The following is a 17,503-nucleotide window of genomic DNA, read 5'->3' as shown; positions in this document are numbered from 1 at the left end:
CCGTTCCCCCATCGCACTGGTTCACCCCTTCGAGTCAATCCGGTCCGAGCCGGGAACCTTTGGTGAACGTCCGCCCGGGGAGTACGTTGCAAGAGGGAGTGATGATCCGATGCGTACGGGCAACGAGCCGGTGACCGCGCGCAGTGCCCTGCGGGCGCGGTTGTGGCTGAGCGTGTGGGGAGCGGCCTGGGCGGCCCTCGGCACGACGGCGTTCGCGCTGGCCGGGCGGACGGCCTGGGCGGCCGCGTGCGGGGCGGTGCTCCTGGTGGCCGCCGTCGACATGGCCGTGATCCTCAGGCACATCCGGCAGGGCCCGCACTACCAGCCGGGCCGCGACGTGCCGCCGTACCGGCCGGTGGACGGCCGGACGCGCTACGGGCGGCCCCCGCGCCACCACCACCCCTGACGGGGCGGCCGGGCGGGTCAGGAGTCGAAGCGGGCGGCTTTCAGGTACTCGGGGTTCGGGTCCAGGGCCGCGGCCAGCCGGAAGTGCCGCTTGGCCTGGTCGGGACGCCCCTGGCGTTCGTAGGTGCGGGCGAGCGCGAAGTGGGCGTAGGCGTTGTCCGGCTCGCGCTCCAGCACGACGGTGAACTCCAGCTCGGCGGGTCGCAGTTGCGCGGCGGCGAAGAAGGCACGCGCGCGCAGCAGACGGGCCGCGGTGTTCTCGGGGTGCGCGGCGATGACCCCGTCGAGCAGCTTGACCGCACCCCGCGGGTCCCGTGCGTTGAGCAGCTGCTCGGCGGCACGGAAGTCGATGACATGCGTCTCCGGCGTACGTCCGGTGGGACCGCTGGTCTCGGGCACGGCAGAGTCCTTCCCTCACTCGGGCGGTTCAACGCGCGCCCGGGCGGACGCTATTCCCCGGGCGGCCCGGCCGCGGCGTCGCCAGAACCCCCGGCGGCCGTACGTGCCCTGCGCACCAGGTCGTCCCACACCTGCGCCACCCGGCGCTCCAGCGCCTCCAGGGGCACGTCGTTGTCGATCACGATGTCCGCGATCTCCAGGCGCTGCTCGCGTGTCGCCTGCGCCGCCATGCGCGCGCGTGCGTCCTGCTCGGTCGTCCCCCGCAGCCGCACCAGCCGGTCGAGCCGGGTCTCGGTGCTCGCGTCGACGACGACCACGACGTCGTACAGCGGGGCCAGGCCGTTCTCGGTGAGGAGCGGCACGTCGTGCACGACGACGGCGTCGTCGGCCGCGGCGCTCTCCAGCTCGTCGGAGCGGGCGCGCACCAGGGGGTGCACGATGGCGTTCAGGGCGGCCAGTTTCGCGGGGTCGGCGAAGACGATCGAGCCGAGCCGGGGCCGGTCCAGACTGCCGTCCCCGGCGAGCACCTCCGGGCCGAAGGCCTCCACGACGGCCGCGAGACCCGCCGTTGCGGGCGCGACCACCTCGCGCGCGATGCGGTCGGAGTCGATCAGCACGGCGCCGTGCTCCACGAGCAGCCGTGACACCTCGCTCTTGCCGGCGCCGATCCCACCGGTCAGGCCCACTCTCAGCATGCGCGCAAGCCTAGTGCCGCGGCAGGCGGACCCTGCCACCGGCGGGATGGGCCACCGGCGGGACCGGCCACCGGGGCTAGGCGTCCCCTTCGCGCTCCGCCAGGAAGCGCTCGAACTCCATGCCGATCTCGTCCGCCGAGGGGATGTCCACCGGTTCGGCGAGCATGTTGCCCCGGGTCTCGGCGCCGGCAGCGGCGTCGTACTGGTGCTCCAGGCCCTGCACCAGGGCGGTCAGCTCCTCGTCGCCCTCCTGGATCTGCCGGTCGATCTCGTTCTGGGTGCGGTGCGCGTCCGTGCGCAGGGAGTGCGCGACCGCGGGCAGGACCAGTCCCGTGGCCGCCGTGATGGCCTCCAGGACGGTCAGCGCGGCGTCCGGGTACGGAGAGCGGGCGATGTAGTGCGGGACGTGGGCGGCGACGCCGAGGACGTCGTGCCCGGCCTCCATGAGGCGGTACTCCAGCAGCGCCTCGGCACTGCCGGGCACCTGGGCCTCGTCGAAGGGGCTGCGGTGGCCCGGGACGAGGTCGGTGCGGTTGCCGTGCGGGGTGAGGCCCACCGGACGGGTGTGCGGGACGCCCATCGGGATGCCGTGGAAGTTGACCGACAGGCGCACCCCGAGCCGCTCCACGACCTGCCGTACGGCGACCGCGAAGCGCTCCCACTCCACGTCCGGCTCGGGGCCGGACAGGAGCAGGAAGGGCGCCCCGGTGGCGTCCTGGACGAGCCGGACCTCGATGCCCGGTTCCTCGTACTCGGTCCACCGGTCGCGCTTGAAGGTCAGCAGCGGGCGGCGGGCCCGGTAGTCCACGAGCCGGTCGTGGTCGAAGCGGGCGACGACCTGGTGGGGCAGCGAACCGAGGATCCGGTCGACGATCTGGTCGCCGGTCTCACCCGCGTCGATGTATCCGTCGAAGTGGTAGAGCATGACCAGGCCGGCCGACTCCTGGGCGAGCGCCATGTCGACCACGGCCAGGCCCTTCGGCTCCCATGCGTACAAACCCTGCGGATCAAGCACTGTGACCGCTCCTCCTCGTGTCCGTACCCCTCAACGCGCCCCGGGGCATGGGCATTCCCGGCCACGCGGCTGATCAGGCACCTCTCAGCGCCTTCTCGTGCCGGTCTCCAGCCGTCCACGACGACGGGGCCGGGCACACCGGGAGAGGACACGGCGGGCCGGGCGCGGGGCACACCGAAAAAGGGGCACGCCGGGCCGGACACGCCGGAGACCCGCATCCCCGGTCGGGGATGCGGGCCTCCAGTGATCCGCTATGCCTCAGCGGCAGCGATCAGCTCTGGCCGCCGGCCAGCTTCTCGCGCAGGGCCGCAAGGGCCTCGTCCGAGGCCAGCGCACCGGAGGTGTCCGGGCCCTCGGAGGAGTACGAACCGCCACCACCGGACGCGGCCGGAGCCGCACCCGCCGTGTCGCCGCCCTCGGCAGCAGCCTTCTCGTCCGCCTCGCGGGACTTGATGACCTGCTGCTGGTGCTGCTCGAAGCGGGTCTGCGCCTCGGCGTACTGGTGCTCCCACGCCTCGCGCTGGGTCTCGTAGCCCTCGAGCCAGTCGTTGGTCTCGGGGTCGAAGCCCTCGGGGTAGATGTAGTTGCCCTGGTCGTCGTACGACGCGGCCATGCCGTACAGGGTCGGGTCGAACTCGACCGACGCCGGGTCGGCACCGAAGGCCTCGTTGGCCTGCTTCAGCGAGAGGCTGATGCGGCGGCGCTCGAGGTCGATGTCGATGACCTTGACGAAGATCTCGTCGTTGACCTGGACGACCTGCTCCGGGATCTCCACGTGGCGCTCGGCCAGCTCGGAGATGTGGACCAGACCCTCGATGCCCTCGTCCACGCGGACGAACGCACCGAACGGAACCAGCTTCGTGACCTTGCCGGGCACGACCTGGCCGATCTGGTGCGTGCGGGCGAACTGCTGCCACGGGTCTTCCTGGGTCGCCTTCAGCGACAGGGAGACGCGCTCGCGGTCCATGTCGACGTCCAGGACCTCGACCGTGACCTCCTGGCCGACCTCGACGACCTCGGAGGGGTGGTCGATGTGCTTCCAGGACAGCTCGGAGACGTGGACCAGACCGTCGACGCCACCCAGGTCCACGAAGGCACCGAAGTTGACGATCGAGGAGACGACGCCGGAACGGACCTGACCCTTCTGGAGGGTCGTGAGGAACGTCTGGCGGACCTCGGACTGGGTCTGCTCCAGCCAGGCACGGCGGGACAGGACCACGTTGTTGCGGTTCTTGTCCAGCTCGATGATCTTGGCCTCGAGCTCCTTGCCCACGTAGGGCTGGAGGTCGCGAACGCGGCGCATCTCGACCAGGGAGGCCGGGAGGAAGCCACGGAGGCCGATGTCGAGGATGAGACCACCCTTGACGACCTCGATGACGGTACCGGTGACGATCCCGTCCTCTTCCTTGATCTTCTCGATGGTGCCCCAGGCACGCTCGTACTGGGCGCGCTTCTTCGAGAGGATCAGGCGGCCTTCCTTGTCCTCCTTCTGGAGAACAAGGGCCTCGATCTCGTCACCGACGGCGACGACCTCGTTGGGGTCGACGTCGTGCTTGATGGAGAGCTCGCGGCTCGGGATGACGCCTTCGGTCTTGTAACCGATGTCGAGCAGGACCTCGTCCCGGTCGACCTTCACGATGACGCCGTCGACGATGTCGCCGTCGTTGAAGTACTTGATCGTCTCGTCGATCGCGGCGAGGAAGGCTTCCTCGTTACCGATGTCGTTGACCGCAACCTGCGGGGTGGTGGCGGTGGTCTCGGTGCTGCTCGTCATGTGGGAAAGGGCTCCGGTACGGACATTGAAGTCGTAGGTACTGCTTACGCCGGGAGCCCGTTTCGCTCTGCAGAAGCCGGACAGCCAAGGAAGCGCCCCACCGGGAACGGTGATGGCGCCTCGACAACCGAGGGGACATACATACAGATGCGAGCGCAGCCTGCTACGTCTGAGGTGCGCAGGCCCGCAGCGCAACTTGTAGCATACGGGGGCAGCCGGGCAGGGTCAATGCGCGAAGGCGCACACCCGGGGCGGATTGCCGCATTCCCGGCACAAGAATCGTCCCACGAGGCCACGAAGGGCCCGAGGGGCCCCGTCCGTGACACCTCAGGTGAGGGATGGACGGAAGAGTACGACGAGGGAGCCGATCATCCAAGAGCCGGAAGCGTCCGAACCCGAAGCCACCCGACGTGACGCGGACGTCACGGAGAGTTCCCGCGCCAACCGGGGCTGGTGGGACCGCAACGCGGACGAGTACCAGGTCGAGCACGGCACGTTCCTCGGTGACGACCGCTTCGTCTGGTGCCCGGAGGGCCTGGACGAGGTGGAGGCCGAGCTGCTCGGGCCGCCGGAGAAGCTCGCGGGGCGGGACGTCCTGGAGATCGGCGCCGGCGCCGCGCAGTGCGCGCGCTGGCTGGCCGCCCAGGGGGCCCGTCCGGTGGCCCTCGACCTCTCCCACCGCCAGCTCCAGCACGCGCTGCGCATCGGCGGATCGTTCCCCCTCGTCTGCGCGGACGCCGGCGCGCTGCCCTTCGCCGACGGCTCCTTCGACCTGGCGTGCTCGGCGTACGGAGCGCTGCCCTTCGTCGCCGACCCCCGGCAGGTGCTGCGGGAGGTGCACCGGGTGCTGCGCCCCGGTGGCCGCTTCGTGTTCTCGGTGACGCACCCGCTCCGCTGGGCCTTCCCGGACGAGCCGGGCCCGGAGGGACTGTCGGTGTCGTCCTCCTACTTTGACCGGACGCCGTACGTCGAGCAGGACGACGACGGCCGCGCCGTGTACGTCGAGCACCACCGGACGCTCGGCGACCGCGTCCGGGACATCGTCGCCTCGGGCTTCCGGCTGGTGGACCTGGTCGAGCCGGAGTGGCCGGCGTGGAACACCTCGGAGTGGGGCGGCTGGTCCCCGCTGCGCGGGAAGCTGATCCCGGGGACGGCGATCTTCGTGTGCGAGCGGGAGCGTCCGGGGGCGTGATCCGCCACGACGCCCTCGACGCGCTGCCCGTGCGCACGGCGCTGCCCGCCCTGCGCGACGCCCTGGCGGGGCCCGGCACCGCCGTCCTGGTGGCGCCGCCGGGCACCGGCAAGACGACGCTCGTGCCGCTGGCGCTGGCCGGGCTGACCGGCGGCGGGCCGGCGCGGCGGGTGCTCGTGGCCGAACCCCGCCGGATCGCCGCCCGCGCGGCGGCCCGGCGCATGGCGTGGCTGCTGGGCGAGCAGACCGGTGACAGCGTCGGCTACACCGTGCGCGGCGAGCGGGTCGTGGGGCCGCACGCGCGCGTGGAGGTCGTCACGACGGGCGTGCTGCTGCAGCGGCTCCAGCGCGACCAGGAGCTGACCGGGGTCGACGTCGTCGTGCTCGACGAGTGCCACGAGCGGCATCTGGACGCGGACACGGCGGCGGCCTTCCTGTGGGACGTGCGCCGGACGCTGCGGCCGGAGCTGGGGCTGGTGGCCGCGTCCGCCACGACCGACGCCGAGGGGTGGGCGCGGCTGCTGGGTGACGCGCCGGTGGTCGAGGCGGCGGGCGTGTCGCACCCGGTGGAGGTCGTCTGGGCGCCGCCGGCGCGTCCGGTCCGGCCGCCGCACGGGACGCGGGTGGACCCGGCGCTGCTGACGCACGTGGCGTCGGTGGTGCGGCGGGCGCTGGCCGAGCGGGAGGGGGACGTGCTGTGTTTCCTTCCCGGGGTGGGCGAGATCGCGCGGGTCGCCGGGCAGCTCGGCGGGCTCGGCGGCGTCGACGTGCTCCAGGTGCACGGGCGGGCGCCGGCCGCGGTGCAGGAAGCGGTGCTGACCGTGGCGCCGCGGCGCCGGGTGGTCCTGGCGACGTCGGTGGCGGAGTCGTCGCTGACGGTGCCCGGGGTGCGGGTGGTCGTCGACTCGGGGCTGGCCCGGGAGCCGCGGGTGGACCACGCGCGCGGGCTGAGCGCGCTGGCGACGGTACGGGCGTCGCAGGCGGCGGGGCGGCAGCGCGCGGGCCGGGCCGGCCGCGAGGCCCCGGGAGCGGTGTACCGGTGCTGGACGGAGGCGGAGGACGCCCGTCTGGCGCGTTTCCCGGCGCCGGAGATCAAGGTGGCCGACCTGACGGCGTTCGCGCTCCAGGCGGCGTGCTGGGGCGATCCCGGGGCCACCGGGCTGGCGCTGCTGGACCCGCCGCCGGGCGGGGCGATGGCGGCGGCGCGGGAGGTGCTCACGGCGATCGGGGCGGTCGACACCGCGGGCCGGGCCACGGACCGCGGGGCGCGGCTGGCCCGGCTGGGTCTGCACCCGCGGCTGGGCCGGGCCCTGCTGGACGCGGCCGCGGCGGTCGGCGCGGAGCGGGCCGCCGAGGTGGTCGCGCTGCTGAGCGAGGAGGTGCCCCGGGAGTACGGCTCGGACCTCGCCGCCGCGCTGCGGGCCGCCCGGCGCGGCGGTGACGCGTACGCGGGCCGGTGGCGCACCGAGGTGCGGCGGCTGCGGGGCGTGGCCGGGGAGTCCGGCGCGCCGTCCGGTCGCGGTGGCCGGTCCCGGGCGGCGGGCGCGGCGGGTGCGGCGGGCGAGGTGGGTGGCGGTGGGGACGACCGGGTCGCCGGGCTCGTCGCCGCCCTCGCCTTCCCGGAGCGGATCGCGAGGCTGGACGGCGGGTCCTGCCTCATGCTCTCCGGCACCCGGGCGCAGCTCCCCGAGGGGTCCGCGCTGCACGGCACGCCCTGGCTCGTCGTCGCCGTGGCCGACCGGCCGGCCGGTGCGGGGCACGCGCGCGTGCGGCTCGCGGCGGTGATCGACGAGGACGCCGCGCGGCAGGCGGCCGGGGCGCTCCTGGAGCGGTGCGAGGAAGTGCGCTGGGCCGAGGGGGACGTCGTCGCGCGGCGGGTCGAGCGGCTCGGAGCCGTGGAGCTGTCGGTGCGTCCGCTGGCGGACCCCTCCCCCGCGCTCGTCCGTGAGGCCCTGCTCGACGGGCTGCGGCGGGAGGGCTTCGGGCTGCTGCGGTGGTCGGCGCACGCCCGGGAACTGCGGCAGCGGCTGGCCTTCCTGCACGCGCGTCTGGGCGAGCCGTGGCCGGACGTCTCGGACGGCGCTCTGCACGCGCGCGTGCAGGAGTGGCTGGAGCCGGAACTGGGCCGGGCGCGGCGGCGTGCCGACCTCGCCCGGATCGACGCCGGTCAGGCGCTCGCGCGGCTGCTGCCCTGGGCGGGCGGTGTGGCGGCCCGGCTGGACGAGCTGGCCCCGGAGCGGATCACCGTACCGAGTGGGTCCAGGATCCGGATCGACTACGGGGATCCCGAGCGGCCGGTCCTCGCGGTGAAGCTCCAGGAGATGTTCGGGCTCCAGGAGTCACCGGCCGTGGCGGGTGTGCCCGTCCTGGTCCACCTGCTCTCCCCGGCCGGCCGGCCCGTCGCGGTCACGGCCGACCTGGCCTCCTTCTGGAAGGACGGCTACAAGGGCGTGCGGGCGGAGCTGCGCGGCCGCTATCCGAAGCATCCGTGGCCCGAGGACCCCGCCGGCGCCGAGCCGACCCGGCACACCAGCGCCCGGCTCAGGCGCTGACCGGCCCTGGCTCCCCCGGCCGCCAAGGACGGCGCCGGGTACGCCGAGGGGGCGCCTCCTCCGCCGCTGCGGACGGGGCGCCCCCGGGGGTGCGGTGCCTTACGCGCTGGGGCTCGGCGAGGGGTCGGCGCCGGCCGACGGATCGGCCGAGGGCGTGGCGGCGGCCGCGATGACCTTCAGCTCGACGGTGAGCGTGGCGCCGCCGGTGGTGGTGACGCGCAGCAGGAAGGTGCCGGCCGTGTCGTCCGCGTACAGCTTCGGCAGGAGCAGCAGGCCGTCGGCGTCCGTCTGGAGGCCGCTCAGGGTGCGGACGGCCTTGCCGTCGGCGTCCTTGAAGTAGGGGCCCTTGTCGTTGGCGGCGGTGTCACCGGCCGACGCGACGAGCGTGGCCGTCGCCGCCACCCGGTCCGCGACGGCGCCCTTGTACGTCGCCTTGACCTGGACCCGGTCGGCGAACTCGCCGCCCGCCGGGCAGCTGAGCGCGGTGTCGCCGGTGCGGGCCAGGGTGTCGGCGGCGCGCGCGGTGACCGTGGCCGCGTAGTCGACGCCGCGCAGCGAGCGGCCCACGACCGTGGCGCGGACCGTGAAGTCGCCGGTCTTCTCGCCCGCCTGGAGCGCCGGGGCGAGCGCGAGGCCCTTGGCGTCCGTGAGGACCGTGGCCACGCTCTCGCCGCCGGTGAAGGTGGCGTCGGTGTCCCCGGTGATGGTGAACCGGACGCGGACCTTGGCGACGCTCCTGCCCGTCTTCGACTCCGCGCGCGTGCTGATCCGGTCGGTGAACGCGTGCCCGGCCGTCGCGGTCAGCTGGGCCGTGCCCGCGTCCTCGAGGTGGTCCACGGTGTCGGTGGGGGTGGGCGTCCTCGGGGTGCTCGGCGGGATCGGCGGCGCCGGCGGGGTGGGCAGGTTCGGCGGGGTCGGGCTCGGCGGGGTCGGGCTCGTCCCGCCGCCCGGCCGGTGCGGCTTGTGCGGCTTGTGTGGCCTCGGGCTCTTCGCGGGCGGCTCGGAGGCCCTCGGGGAGGTGCTCCTGCCACCGCCGGTGTCGCTGCGCCCGGAGGGCAGGCTGCCGGTGCCGTCGGGGATCTCGTGCGTACCGGTGCGGTAGTACTCCAGCCACGACCGGACGGTGGCGAGGTAGTCCTGGGAGTTGTTGTAGCTGAGGATCGCGCGGTCGACGTCGCCCTGGACGGACAGGTCCCAGCCGTTGCGGCACAGGTAGTGGCCGGCGGCGAGCGCGGCGTCGTAGACGTTGTTGGGGTCCTTGACGCCGTCCCCGTTGCCGTCGCGGCCGGCCCAGGCCCAGGTGGACGGGATGAACTGCAGGGGCCCGACGGCCTGGTCGTAGGAGCTGTTGCCGTCGTAGCGGCCGTTGTCGGTGTCCTTGATGAGCGCGAAGCCGTTGCCGTCGAGCTGCGGGCCGAGGATGCGGCCGAGGGTGGTGCCGTCGGCGTCGACCCGGCCGCCGCGGGCCTGGCCGGACTCCACCTTGCCGATGGCGGCGAGGAGTTCCCAGGGCAGGTTGCAGCCCGGCTTGGAGCCGCGCAGCTCGGCCGCGGCCCTGCGGTACGCGTCCAGGACGGTCGCGGGGATGCCCGCCTCGGCCTCGCCACGGGAGACCGGGGTGCCGATGACCGGCGACGGGGTGGGGCCGGGCTCGGGGCTGTCCAGCGGCGGAAGGTCCGTGTAGTACGGCGAGTTGCCGGTGGCGGCGGCGCCGGCCCCGGCGTCCCCGGTGGGAGCGCCGGCGTCGGCCGAGGTCTGTCTGCCCGGGTCCTCGGCCGTCACCCCCGGTGCCTGGGAGGCGGAGAGGGCCGCGACCACCGCCGCGGCCACGGCGGTCGTCGCCGCCCCCTTGCGCAACCGGTTGCCGAAATGCGCCGCCATAGAGTGAATCCCTCCCAAGGGCGCCCGAAGCGCCCGTCTCCGTCTGTCTGCCTCGCCCCAGGTGTGACGGTCGAGCCGGTCCAGTGGTTGCCCCCGTTCCACCTTTCGAGTCATACGAAGGTGCGTTCGACCGTGCGCCGGGCACGGCGACCCAGGTGACCCTACGACAACTTGCTTTGCGCCAACAGCTGTTCGTGCCCGGTTTTCACCGGTTGGCCATATGCCGTCGGTGCGGTGTCCACCGCCCGGACCGGGTCCGCGCACACCGGCTCCCGCATACTGGACCGACGTGATCACCGGCCCCCGACGACGGCCGACGACCGCACCAGGGGACTCCGTTGCCGTTCACGCTCAGCCATGCGGCCGCCGTCCTGCCGGGGGTGCGCGGGGACGGGACCGGGCGGGGGCGGCTGGTGCCCGCGGTGCTGGTGGCGGGTTCCTTCGCGCCGGACATGACGTACTACGCGGCGAGTGTCCTGCCGGGCGGCATGGAGTTCGGCGTGTTCACCCACTCGTTCACCGGTGTGTTCACCGCCGACGTGCCGATCGCCTGGGCGCTGGTGGGCCTGTGGCTGCTGGTGCGCGAGCCGCTGGTGGCACTGGCGCCCCGGGCCCGGCAGGCGCGGCCGGCGGCGCTGCTGCGCTGCGGGGCGCCCCGCGCGCGCGTGCGGGCCGCCGGCGTCGCCCGCTGGTACGTCTGCGCCGTGCTCGGCGCGCTGACGCACGTGGTGTGGGACGCGTTCACGCACCACGACCGGTGGGGCACGCGGCTGTTCCCGGCGCTCGGCAGCCGGCGGCCGCACGGCGTGCCGCTCTACACGTGCGCGCAGTACGGCAGTTCGGCGGTGGCGGCCGTGGTGATCGCCGTCTTTCTGACCCGGGCGCTGCGGCGGGCACCGGCGGCCGGCCCCGCCGGCCCGGCCGGGGTACCCGCGCTGTCGGTGCGGGACCGGTGGCGGGCCGGTGCGGTGCTCGGCGGCTGCGCGGTGCTGGGGGCGGCGCAGCGGGCCCGGCAGTGGCGGGGGCACGGCGGCACGAGGCTCTGGGACCTGGTGCCCACGGTGTGCTTCGGGGCGGGCGCCGGGCTGTGCCTGGGCGTGCTGCTGTACGCCCTCGGGGTCAGGGCGTGGCGTCCGGCCCGGGACTTCGCGGCTCCCGGGAAGGGCGGGAAGCCGGGGAGGCCGGCCGGTCCTGCTGGTCCCGGCGGTCCTGCTGGTCCCGGCGGTCCTGGCCGGGCGGTCGGTGCCGGCCGGGACCGGCCGGATTCGCGGTGAGGGGGGCCACGAAGACGGTGAGGGTGCGCCGGGGGCGGGTCCGCGGGAGCCGGTCGAGGAGCAGGGCGAGGTGACCGCGGCCGAGATCGGCCCACTGGCGCCAGGCGAGGCGCGGCAGGTCCGCCCGCGCGGTGCGGGCGCTGAGCCGGTGCCGGAACGCCGTGGCGGCCGTGCGCACGGTGGCGGCGAGGTCGGCGGGGATGCGGGCGGTGCTTGCGTCGGCCGCGAGGGCCGGGACCGGCGCGTGCGAGGCGTCCCGGACCCCGGCGGTGTCCGCCCGGGCCGTGGTGCCCGCCTCGGGCGTCCGGCGATGGAGCATGCGTATACCCATGACCGCATCCTCACCGCCGGGCGGCCCGGTGGGCGTTCTGACGGGGGCCACGTGAGTGACGGTTCCCGGCAGCTCCGGGCGGTCCCGGGCGTCCGGCTGGTGCCCTGAGCTGCGGTTTTCGCCGAGGGCAGGACCGTACGCCGTGGCCCGCCGGTCACGTCCCCGCCGCCCTGCGACACGCGCGGGACCCGCCTGCGGGCGGGCGGCGGGGACGTGACCGGCGTGACCCGGACGAAAGACCCTAGTGCGCGGCCGACTCCCAGTCCGGGCCCACGCCGACCGAGACGTCCAGCGGAGCGCGGAGGTCGACGGCGCCCGCCATCTCGCGGCGGACGATCTCCTCGACGCGTTCGCGCTCCCCGGGCGCGATCTCCAGGACGATCTCGTCGTGGACCTGGAGCAGCATCCGGGACGTCAGGTCCGCCTCCCGCAGCGCCCGGTCGACGTTGAGCATGGCGACCTTGACGATGTCCGCCGCCGTGCCCTGGATAGGGGCGTTCAGCGCCATGCGCTCCGCCGTCTCGCGGCGCTGGCGGTTGTCGCTGTTGAGGTCGGGCAGGTACCGGCGGCGGCCGAGGAGGGTCTCGGTGTAACCGGTCGCCCGGGCCTCGTCGACCACCCGGCGCAGATAGTCCCGCACCCCGCCGAACCGCTCGAAGTACGCGTCGATCAGCGCGCGTGCCTCGCCCGCGTCGATGTTCAGCTGCTGGGACAGACCGAACGCGGACAGCCCGTACGCCAGGCCGTAGGACATCGCCTTGATCTTGCGGCGCATCTCGGCGTCCACCGCGGCGGGCTCCACCGCGAACACCCGGGACGCCGCCGTGGTGTGCAGGTCCTCGCCGGAGGTGAACGCCTCGATCAGGCCCTCGTCCTCGGAGAGGTGGGCCATCACGCGCAGTTCGATCTGGCTGTAGTCGGCCGTCATCAGGGACTCGAAGCCCTCGCCGACGACGAACCCGCGCCGGATGGCCCGGCCCTCGTCCGTGCGGACGGGGATGTTCTGCAGGTTGGGGTCGGTGGAGGACAGGCGCCCGGTGGCGGCCACCGTCTGGTTGAACGTGGTGTGGATACGGCCGTCGCCGGCGACGGTCTTGATCAGGCCCTCCACCGTGACGCGCAGCTTGGCCTGCTCCCGGTGGCGGAGCATGATCACCGGTAGTTCGTTGTCCGTCTGGCCGGCGAGCCAGGCGAGGGCGTCGGCGTCGGTGGTGTACCCGGTCTTGGTCTTCTTGGTCCTGGGCAGGGCCAGCTCGCCGAAGAGGACCTCCTGCAGCTGCTTGGGCGAGCCGAGGTTGAACTCGTGGCCGGCGGCCGCGTGGGCCTCCTTCACGGCCTGCTGCACCGCCCCGGCGAACATCTGCTCCATCGCCTCGAGGTGGGTGCGGTCCGCCGCGATGCCGTGCCGCTCCATGCGGGCCAGCAGGGCGGAGGTGGGCAGCTCGACGTCGCGCAGCAGGTCCGCCGCGCCGACCTCCTGGAGCCGGCCCTCGAAGGCCTCGCCCAGGTCGAGCACGGTCCGGGCCTGGATCATCAGCGCCTCCGCCTCGGCGCCGTCGTCCGCGCCGAAGGCCAGCTGGCCGTCGGCCGCGGCGGCCGGGGCCAGCTCGCGGTGCAGGTACTCCAGGGACAGCGCGTCCAGGTCGAAGGAGCGGCGGCCGGGCTTGACCAGGTAGGCGGCGAGCGCGGTGTCCATCGCCACGCCCCCGACGCTCCAGCCGTGCTCGGCGAAGACCCGCATGGCGGCCTTGGCGTTGTGCAGGATCTTGGGGCGGCCGGGGTCGGCCAGCCAGGCCGCGAACGCGTTCTCGTCGGCCTCGTCCAGCTCGGAGGGGTCGAACCAGGCGGCACTGCCGTCGGCGGCGGCCAGCGCGACCTCGGCGACCGAGCCGGCGCCCAGCGCCCAGGTGCTCACGGTGGCGGCGCCCAGGGTCTGCGCGCCGCGTGCGGCCAGCCAGGGGGCCAGCTCGCCGGTGCCCAGGACGCTGCCGTCCAGCTGCACGCCGTCCGTGCTGACCGGGGTGGTCTCGGCCTCCTCCGCGCCGGGGTCGACGGCGAAGAGCCGCTCGCGCAGGGACGGATTGCGGATCTCCAGGGTGTCCAGGATCATCGCGACGGCCTTGCGGTCGTACGGGGCCCGCTCCAGGTCGGCGACGGCCTTGGGCAGCTCCACCGCGCGCTCCAGCTCGGTCAGCCGGCGGTTCAGCTTGACCGCCTCCAGGTGGTCGCGCAGGTTCTGCCCGGCCTTGCCCTTGACCTCGTCGACGCGCTCGACCAGCTCCGCGAACGAACCGAACTGGTTGATCCACTTGGCGGCGGTCTTCTCGCCCACGCCCGGGATGCCGGGCAGGTTGTCGGAGGGGTCCCCGCGCAGCGCCGCGAAGTCGGGGTACTGGGCCGGCGTCAACCCGTACTTCTCGAAAACCTTCTCCGGGGTGAAGCGGGTCAGCTCCGAGACGCCCTTGGTCGGGTACAGCACCGTCGTGTGGTCGCTGACCAGCTGGAAGGAGTCGCGGTCGCCGGTGACGATCAGCACGTCGAAGCCCGCGGCCTCGGCCTGGGTGGCGAGGGTGGCGATGACGTCGTCGGCCTCGAACCCCTCGACGGCGAAGCGCTCGGCGTGCATCGCGTCGAGCAGCTCGCCGATCAGCTCGACCTGGCCCCGGAACTCGTCCGGCGTCTTGGAGCGGTTCGCCTTGTACTCGGTGAACTCCTGCGAGCGCCAGGTCTTGCGCGAGACGTCGAAGGCCACCGCGAAGTGCGTGGGCTCCTCGTCACGGAGCGTGTTGGCCAGCATCGACGCGAAGCCGTAGATCGCGTTCGTCGGCTGGCCCGTCGCGGTGGTGAAGTTCTCCGCGGGCAGCGCGAAGAACGCGCGGTAGGCCAGCGAGTGCCCGTCCATGAGCATCAGCCGGGGACGGCCGCCGGGGTGGGTGTCGGTCTGCTTCGGTGCTGTCTCTGCCACGCCCCCGATCCTGCCACGGCCCACTGACAGTGCGGGCCCGCGGTGGCCGCCGGGGAGCCGCCCGGCCGGCGCGGAGCGGGTGCCTGCGGTCATCGCTGTCGGTGCTCCGTGCGAGGATCGATGGCGCCGCGGGACCGGGGGGTCCCGGCAGCGGCACGGCAGGCGCGCAGGCGGAAGCGGCCGCGCGGGCGAAGGGGAGCGTGCGATGGCGACGAAGCCACCGAAGGGTGATCCGGTGCAGGACGCGCCGCGGGTCGCGGAGCCGGCGCACACGGCCGCCGGGCTGCCCGCCGTCGCGCACACGCTGCGCGTCGCCCAGCGGCAGATGGGTGTGAAGCGCACCGCGCTGACGCTGCTGCGGGTGAACCAGAAGGACGGCTTCGACTGCCCGGGCTGCGCCTGGCCGGAGCCGGAGCACCGACACCGGGCGGAGTTCTGCGAGAACGGCGCGAAGGCGGTGGCCGAGGAGGCCACCCTGCGCCGGGTCACCCCGGAGTTCTTCGCCGCGCACCCGGTGGCCGCGCTCGCCGCACGCAGCGGCTACTGGCTCGGCCAGCAGGGGCGGCTCACGCACCCCATGTACCTCCCCGAGGGCGGTACGCACTACGAGCCGGTCAGCTGGGAGCGCGCCTTCGACATCGTCGCCGAGGAGACGGCCGCCCTCGCCTCCCCCGACGAGGCCGTGTTCTACACCTCGGGCCGCACCAGCAACGAGGCCGCGTTCCTGTACCAGCTGTTCGCCCGCGAGCTGGGCACCAACAACCTGCCGGACTGCTCCAACATGTGCCACGAGTCGTCCGGTTCCGCGCTCTCGGAGACGATCGGCGTCGGCAAGGGCAGCGTCCTGCTGGAGGACCTGTACCAGGCCGACCTGATCATCGTGGCGGGGCAGAACCCCGGCACCAACCATCCGCGCATGCTCTCCGCGCTGGAGCGGGCGAAGGCGAACGGCGCGCGGATCATCAGCGTCAACCCGCTGCCCGAGGCCGGTCTGGAGCGCTTCAAGAACCCGCAGACGCCGCAGGGCATGCTCAAGGGCGCCCCCCTGACCGATCTGTTCCTGCAGATCCGCATCGGCGGCGACCAGGCCCTCTTCCGCCTCCTGAACAAGCTGGTGCTGCAGACCCCGGGCGCGGTGGACGAGGAGTTCGTGCGCGAGCACACCCACGGCTACGCGGAGTTCGCCGAGGCGGCCCGCGCCGCGGACTGGGACGAGACGCTGGCGGCGACCGGCCTCACGCGCGCGCAGATCGACGAGGCCCTGCGGATGGTCCTCGCCTCGCGGCGCACGATCGTGTGCTGGGCGATGGGCCTCACCCAGCACAAGCACTCCGTGCCGACCATCCGCGAGGTCGTCAACTTCCTGCTGCTGCGCGGCAACATCGGCCGGCCGGGCGCGGGCGTGTGCCCGGTGCGCGGCCACTCCAACGTGCAGGGCGACCGCACGATGGGCATCTTCGAGCGGCCCGCCCCGGCCTTCCTGGACGCGCTGGAGAGGGAGTTCGGGTTCGCGCCGCCGCGCGCGCACGGCTACGACGTCGTACGGGCCATCCGCGCGCTGCGTGACGGTGAGGCGAAGATGTTCTTCGCCATGGGCGGCAACTTCGTCGCCGCCTCCCCCGACACGGCGGTCACCGAGGCGGCCGTGCGGCGCGCGCGGCTGACCGTGCACGTGTCGACGAAGCTCAACCGCTCGCACGTCGTCACGGGCGCGCGGGCGCTGATCCTGCCGACGCTCGGCCGCACCGAGCGCGATGTGCAGGCGGGCGGCGAGCAGTTCGTCACCGTCGAGGACTCCATGGGCATGGTGCACGCCTCCCGCGGCCGCCTGGCGCCCGCGAGCGCGCACCTGCTGTCCGAGCCGGCGATCGTGTGCCGGCTGGCGCGCCGGGTGCTGGGCGAGGGCAGCCGGGTGCCCTGGGCGGAGTTCGAGAGGGACTACGCGGCGATCCGCGACCGCATCGCGCGCGTGGTCCCCGGCTTCGAGGACTTCAACGCGCGCGCGGCCCGGCCCGGCGGCTTCACCCTGCCGCACGCCCCGCGCGACGAGCGGCGCTTCCCGACGGCGACCGGCAAGGCCAACTTCACGGCGGCGCCGGTGGAGTACCCGCGGCTGCCCGAGGGGCGCCTGCTGCTCCAGACGCTGCGCTCGCACGACCAGTACAACACCACGATCTACGGGCTGGACGACCGCTACCGGGGCATCACCGCCGGGCGCCGGGTGGTGCTGGTCAACCCCGAGGACGCGCGGGACCTCGGGGTCGCCGACGGGGCGTACGTGGACCTGGTGAGCGAGTGGACGGACGGGGTGGAGCGGCGGGCGCCGGGCTTCCGCGTCGTGTCCTACCCGACGGCCCGGGGCTGCGCGGCGGCGTACTACCCGGAGACGAACGTGCTGGTGCCGCTGGACGCCACCGCCGACACCAGCAACACCCCCGCCAGCAAGTCCGTCGTGATCCGCCTGGAAGCCGGTCTGGAACAATCGGCGACCGACTGAGCGTTTGCTCAGCCGGCAGCAGGTGGACCACGAACGGAGCAGGCCCATGGGCGAGCAGCAGCACGTGAAGTTCCCGCAGGAGGTCGTCGACGAGTACGCCGCCCTGGGCGTCGACCTGGCCTCACTGTTCTCGGCCGGGTACCTCGGGGCGCGGATGGGGGTGCAGATCGTCGAGGCGTCGGCGGAGCGGGTCGTCGGGACGATGCCCGTGGAGGGCAACACCCAGCCGTACGGGCTGCTGCACGGAGGCGCCTCCGCGGTGCTGGCGGAGACGCTGGGCTCGGTCGGTTCGATGCTGCACGGGGGCACGTCGAAGATCGCTGTCGGCGTGGACCTGAACTGCACGCACCACCGGGGCGTGCGCTCGGGGTCGGTCACCGGCGTGGCCACGCCCGTGCACCGGGGGCGGTCGACGGCGACGTACGAGATCGTGATCAGCGACGAGGAGGGGCGCCGGGTGTGCACCGCCCGGCTGACCTGCCTGCTGCGGGACGCGCCGGCGGCGGGAGCGGACCGCCCCTGA

General features: G+C 74.0%; 12 protein-coding genes. 6 read left to right on the top strand and 6 right to left on the bottom strand.

What is annotated here, in order from left to right; translation table 11 throughout:
- Positions 1 to 109: 109 nt before the first annotated feature.
- Entirely contained in the window at positions 110 to 406 is a 297-nt protein-coding gene (locus ACZ6CZ_RS04160; RefSeq protein ID WP_469014235.1) for a DUF6343 family protein, read from the top strand.
- A 17-nt stretch (positions 407 to 423) separates the two neighbouring features.
- On the opposite strand, the gene ACZ6CZ_RS04155 is transcribed toward ACZ6CZ_RS04160, so the two are convergent.
- From ACZ6CZ_RS04155 to rpsA, 4 genes are all read right to left on the bottom strand, one after another.
- Positions 424 to 804, bottom strand: coding sequence for a tetratricopeptide repeat protein (locus tag ACZ6CZ_RS04155; RefSeq protein ID WP_469014234.1), 381 nt, complete (start codon positions 802 to 804; stop codon positions 424 to 426).
- Between the two features lie 50 nt (positions 805 to 854).
- Entirely contained in the window at positions 855 to 1,499 is a 645-nt protein-coding gene (coaE, locus tag ACZ6CZ_RS04150) for a dephospho-CoA kinase (protein ID WP_469014233.1), read from the bottom strand.
- A 76-nt stretch (positions 1,500 to 1,575) separates the two neighbouring features.
- Positions 1,576 to 2,514 carry a PAC2 family protein gene (locus ACZ6CZ_RS04145; protein WP_469014232.1) on the bottom strand — a complete coding sequence of 313 codons (939 nt, stop codon included), beginning with the start codon at positions 2,512 to 2,514 and terminating at the stop codon, positions 1,576 to 1,578.
- Between the two features lie 271 nt (positions 2,515 to 2,785).
- A complete protein-coding gene (rpsA, locus tag ACZ6CZ_RS04140; RefSeq protein ID WP_469014230.1) occupies positions 2,786 to 4,288 on the bottom strand; it encodes a 30S ribosomal protein S1 in 1,503 nt (500 codons plus the stop codon).
- Positions 4,289 to 4,619: 331 nt separating this feature from the next.
- On the opposite strand from rpsA, the gene ACZ6CZ_RS04135 reads away from it, so the two are divergent.
- Both ACZ6CZ_RS04135 and hrpB read left to right on the top strand, forming a co-directional pair.
- Positions 4,620 to 5,480 (top strand): class I SAM-dependent methyltransferase, encoded by an 861-nt coding sequence (locus ACZ6CZ_RS04135; protein ID WP_469014228.1) that lies wholly within the window; start codon positions 4,620 to 4,622, stop codon positions 5,478 to 5,480.
- Positions 5,477 to 8,032, top strand: coding sequence for an ATP-dependent helicase HrpB (gene hrpB, locus ACZ6CZ_RS04130; protein WP_469014227.1), 2,556 nt, complete (start codon positions 5,477 to 5,479; stop codon positions 8,030 to 8,032). The genes ACZ6CZ_RS04135 and hrpB overlap by 4 nt, the downstream gene beginning before the upstream one ends.
- A gap of 99 nt (positions 8,033 to 8,131) precedes the next feature.
- Here the strand turns inward: hrpB and ACZ6CZ_RS04125 are convergent, their stop codons facing one another.
- A complete protein-coding gene (locus tag ACZ6CZ_RS04125; RefSeq protein ID WP_469014225.1) occupies positions 8,132 to 9,913 on the bottom strand; it encodes a lytic transglycosylase domain-containing protein in 1,782 nt (593 codons plus the stop codon).
- A gap of 338 nt (positions 9,914 to 10,251) precedes the next feature.
- Between ACZ6CZ_RS04125 and ACZ6CZ_RS04120 the strand changes: the two genes are divergently transcribed.
- Positions 10,252 to 11,187 (top strand): DUF4184 family protein, encoded by a 936-nt coding sequence (locus tag ACZ6CZ_RS04120; protein ID WP_469014223.1) that lies wholly within the window; start codon positions 10,252 to 10,254, stop codon positions 11,185 to 11,187.
- 572 nt (positions 11,188 to 11,759) lie between these two features.
- On the opposite strand, the gene polA is transcribed toward ACZ6CZ_RS04120, so the two are convergent.
- Positions 11,760 to 14,483 (bottom strand): DNA polymerase I, encoded by a 2,724-nt coding sequence (gene polA, locus ACZ6CZ_RS04115; RefSeq protein ID WP_469014222.1) that lies wholly within the window; start codon positions 14,481 to 14,483, stop codon positions 11,760 to 11,762.
- 205 nt (positions 14,484 to 14,688) lie between these two features.
- Here polA and ACZ6CZ_RS04110 point away from each other — a divergent pair, with 205 nt between their 5' ends.
- Positions 14,689 to 16,980 carry an FdhF/YdeP family oxidoreductase gene (locus ACZ6CZ_RS04110; RefSeq protein WP_469014221.1) on the top strand — a complete coding sequence of 764 codons (2,292 nt, stop codon included), beginning with the start codon at positions 14,689 to 14,691 and terminating at the stop codon, positions 16,978 to 16,980.
- A 46-nt stretch (positions 16,981 to 17,026) separates the two neighbouring features.
- Positions 17,027 to 17,503: a PaaI family thioesterase gene (locus tag ACZ6CZ_RS04105; RefSeq protein ID WP_469014219.1), complete on the top strand. Its 477-nt coding sequence runs from the start codon at positions 17,027 to 17,029 to the stop codon at positions 17,501 to 17,503.

This window comes from Streptomyces sp. NPDC041135 (assembly GCF_055592085.1).
The sequence above is the reverse complement of the archived record's forward strand: the minus strand, read 5'-3'. Positions and strand labels throughout refer to the sequence as shown.

Bases quoted from the DNA above. Each gene is read 5' to 3' on its own strand.
- ACZ6CZ_RS04160 (WP_469014235.1), top strand. From the start codon at position 110: ATGCGTACGGGCAACGAGCCGGTGACCGCGCGCAGTGCCCTGCGGGCG.
- coaE (WP_469014233.1), bottom strand. From the start codon at position 1,499: ATGCTGAGAGTGGGCCTGACCGGTGGGATCGGCGCCGGCAAGAGCGAG.
- rpsA (WP_469014230.1), bottom strand. From the start codon at position 4,288: ATGACGAGCAGCACCGAGACCACCGCCACCACCCCGCAGGTTGCGGTC.
- ACZ6CZ_RS04125 (WP_469014225.1), bottom strand. From the start codon at position 9,913: ATGGCGGCGCATTTCGGCAACCGGTTGCGCAAGGGGGCGGCGACGACC.
- ACZ6CZ_RS04110 (WP_469014221.1), top strand. From the start codon at position 14,689: ATGGCGACGAAGCCACCGAAGGGTGATCCGGTGCAGGACGCGCCGCGG.
- ACZ6CZ_RS04105 (WP_469014219.1), top strand. From the start codon at position 17,027: ATGGGCGAGCAGCAGCACGTGAAGTTCCCGCAGGAGGTCGTCGACGAG.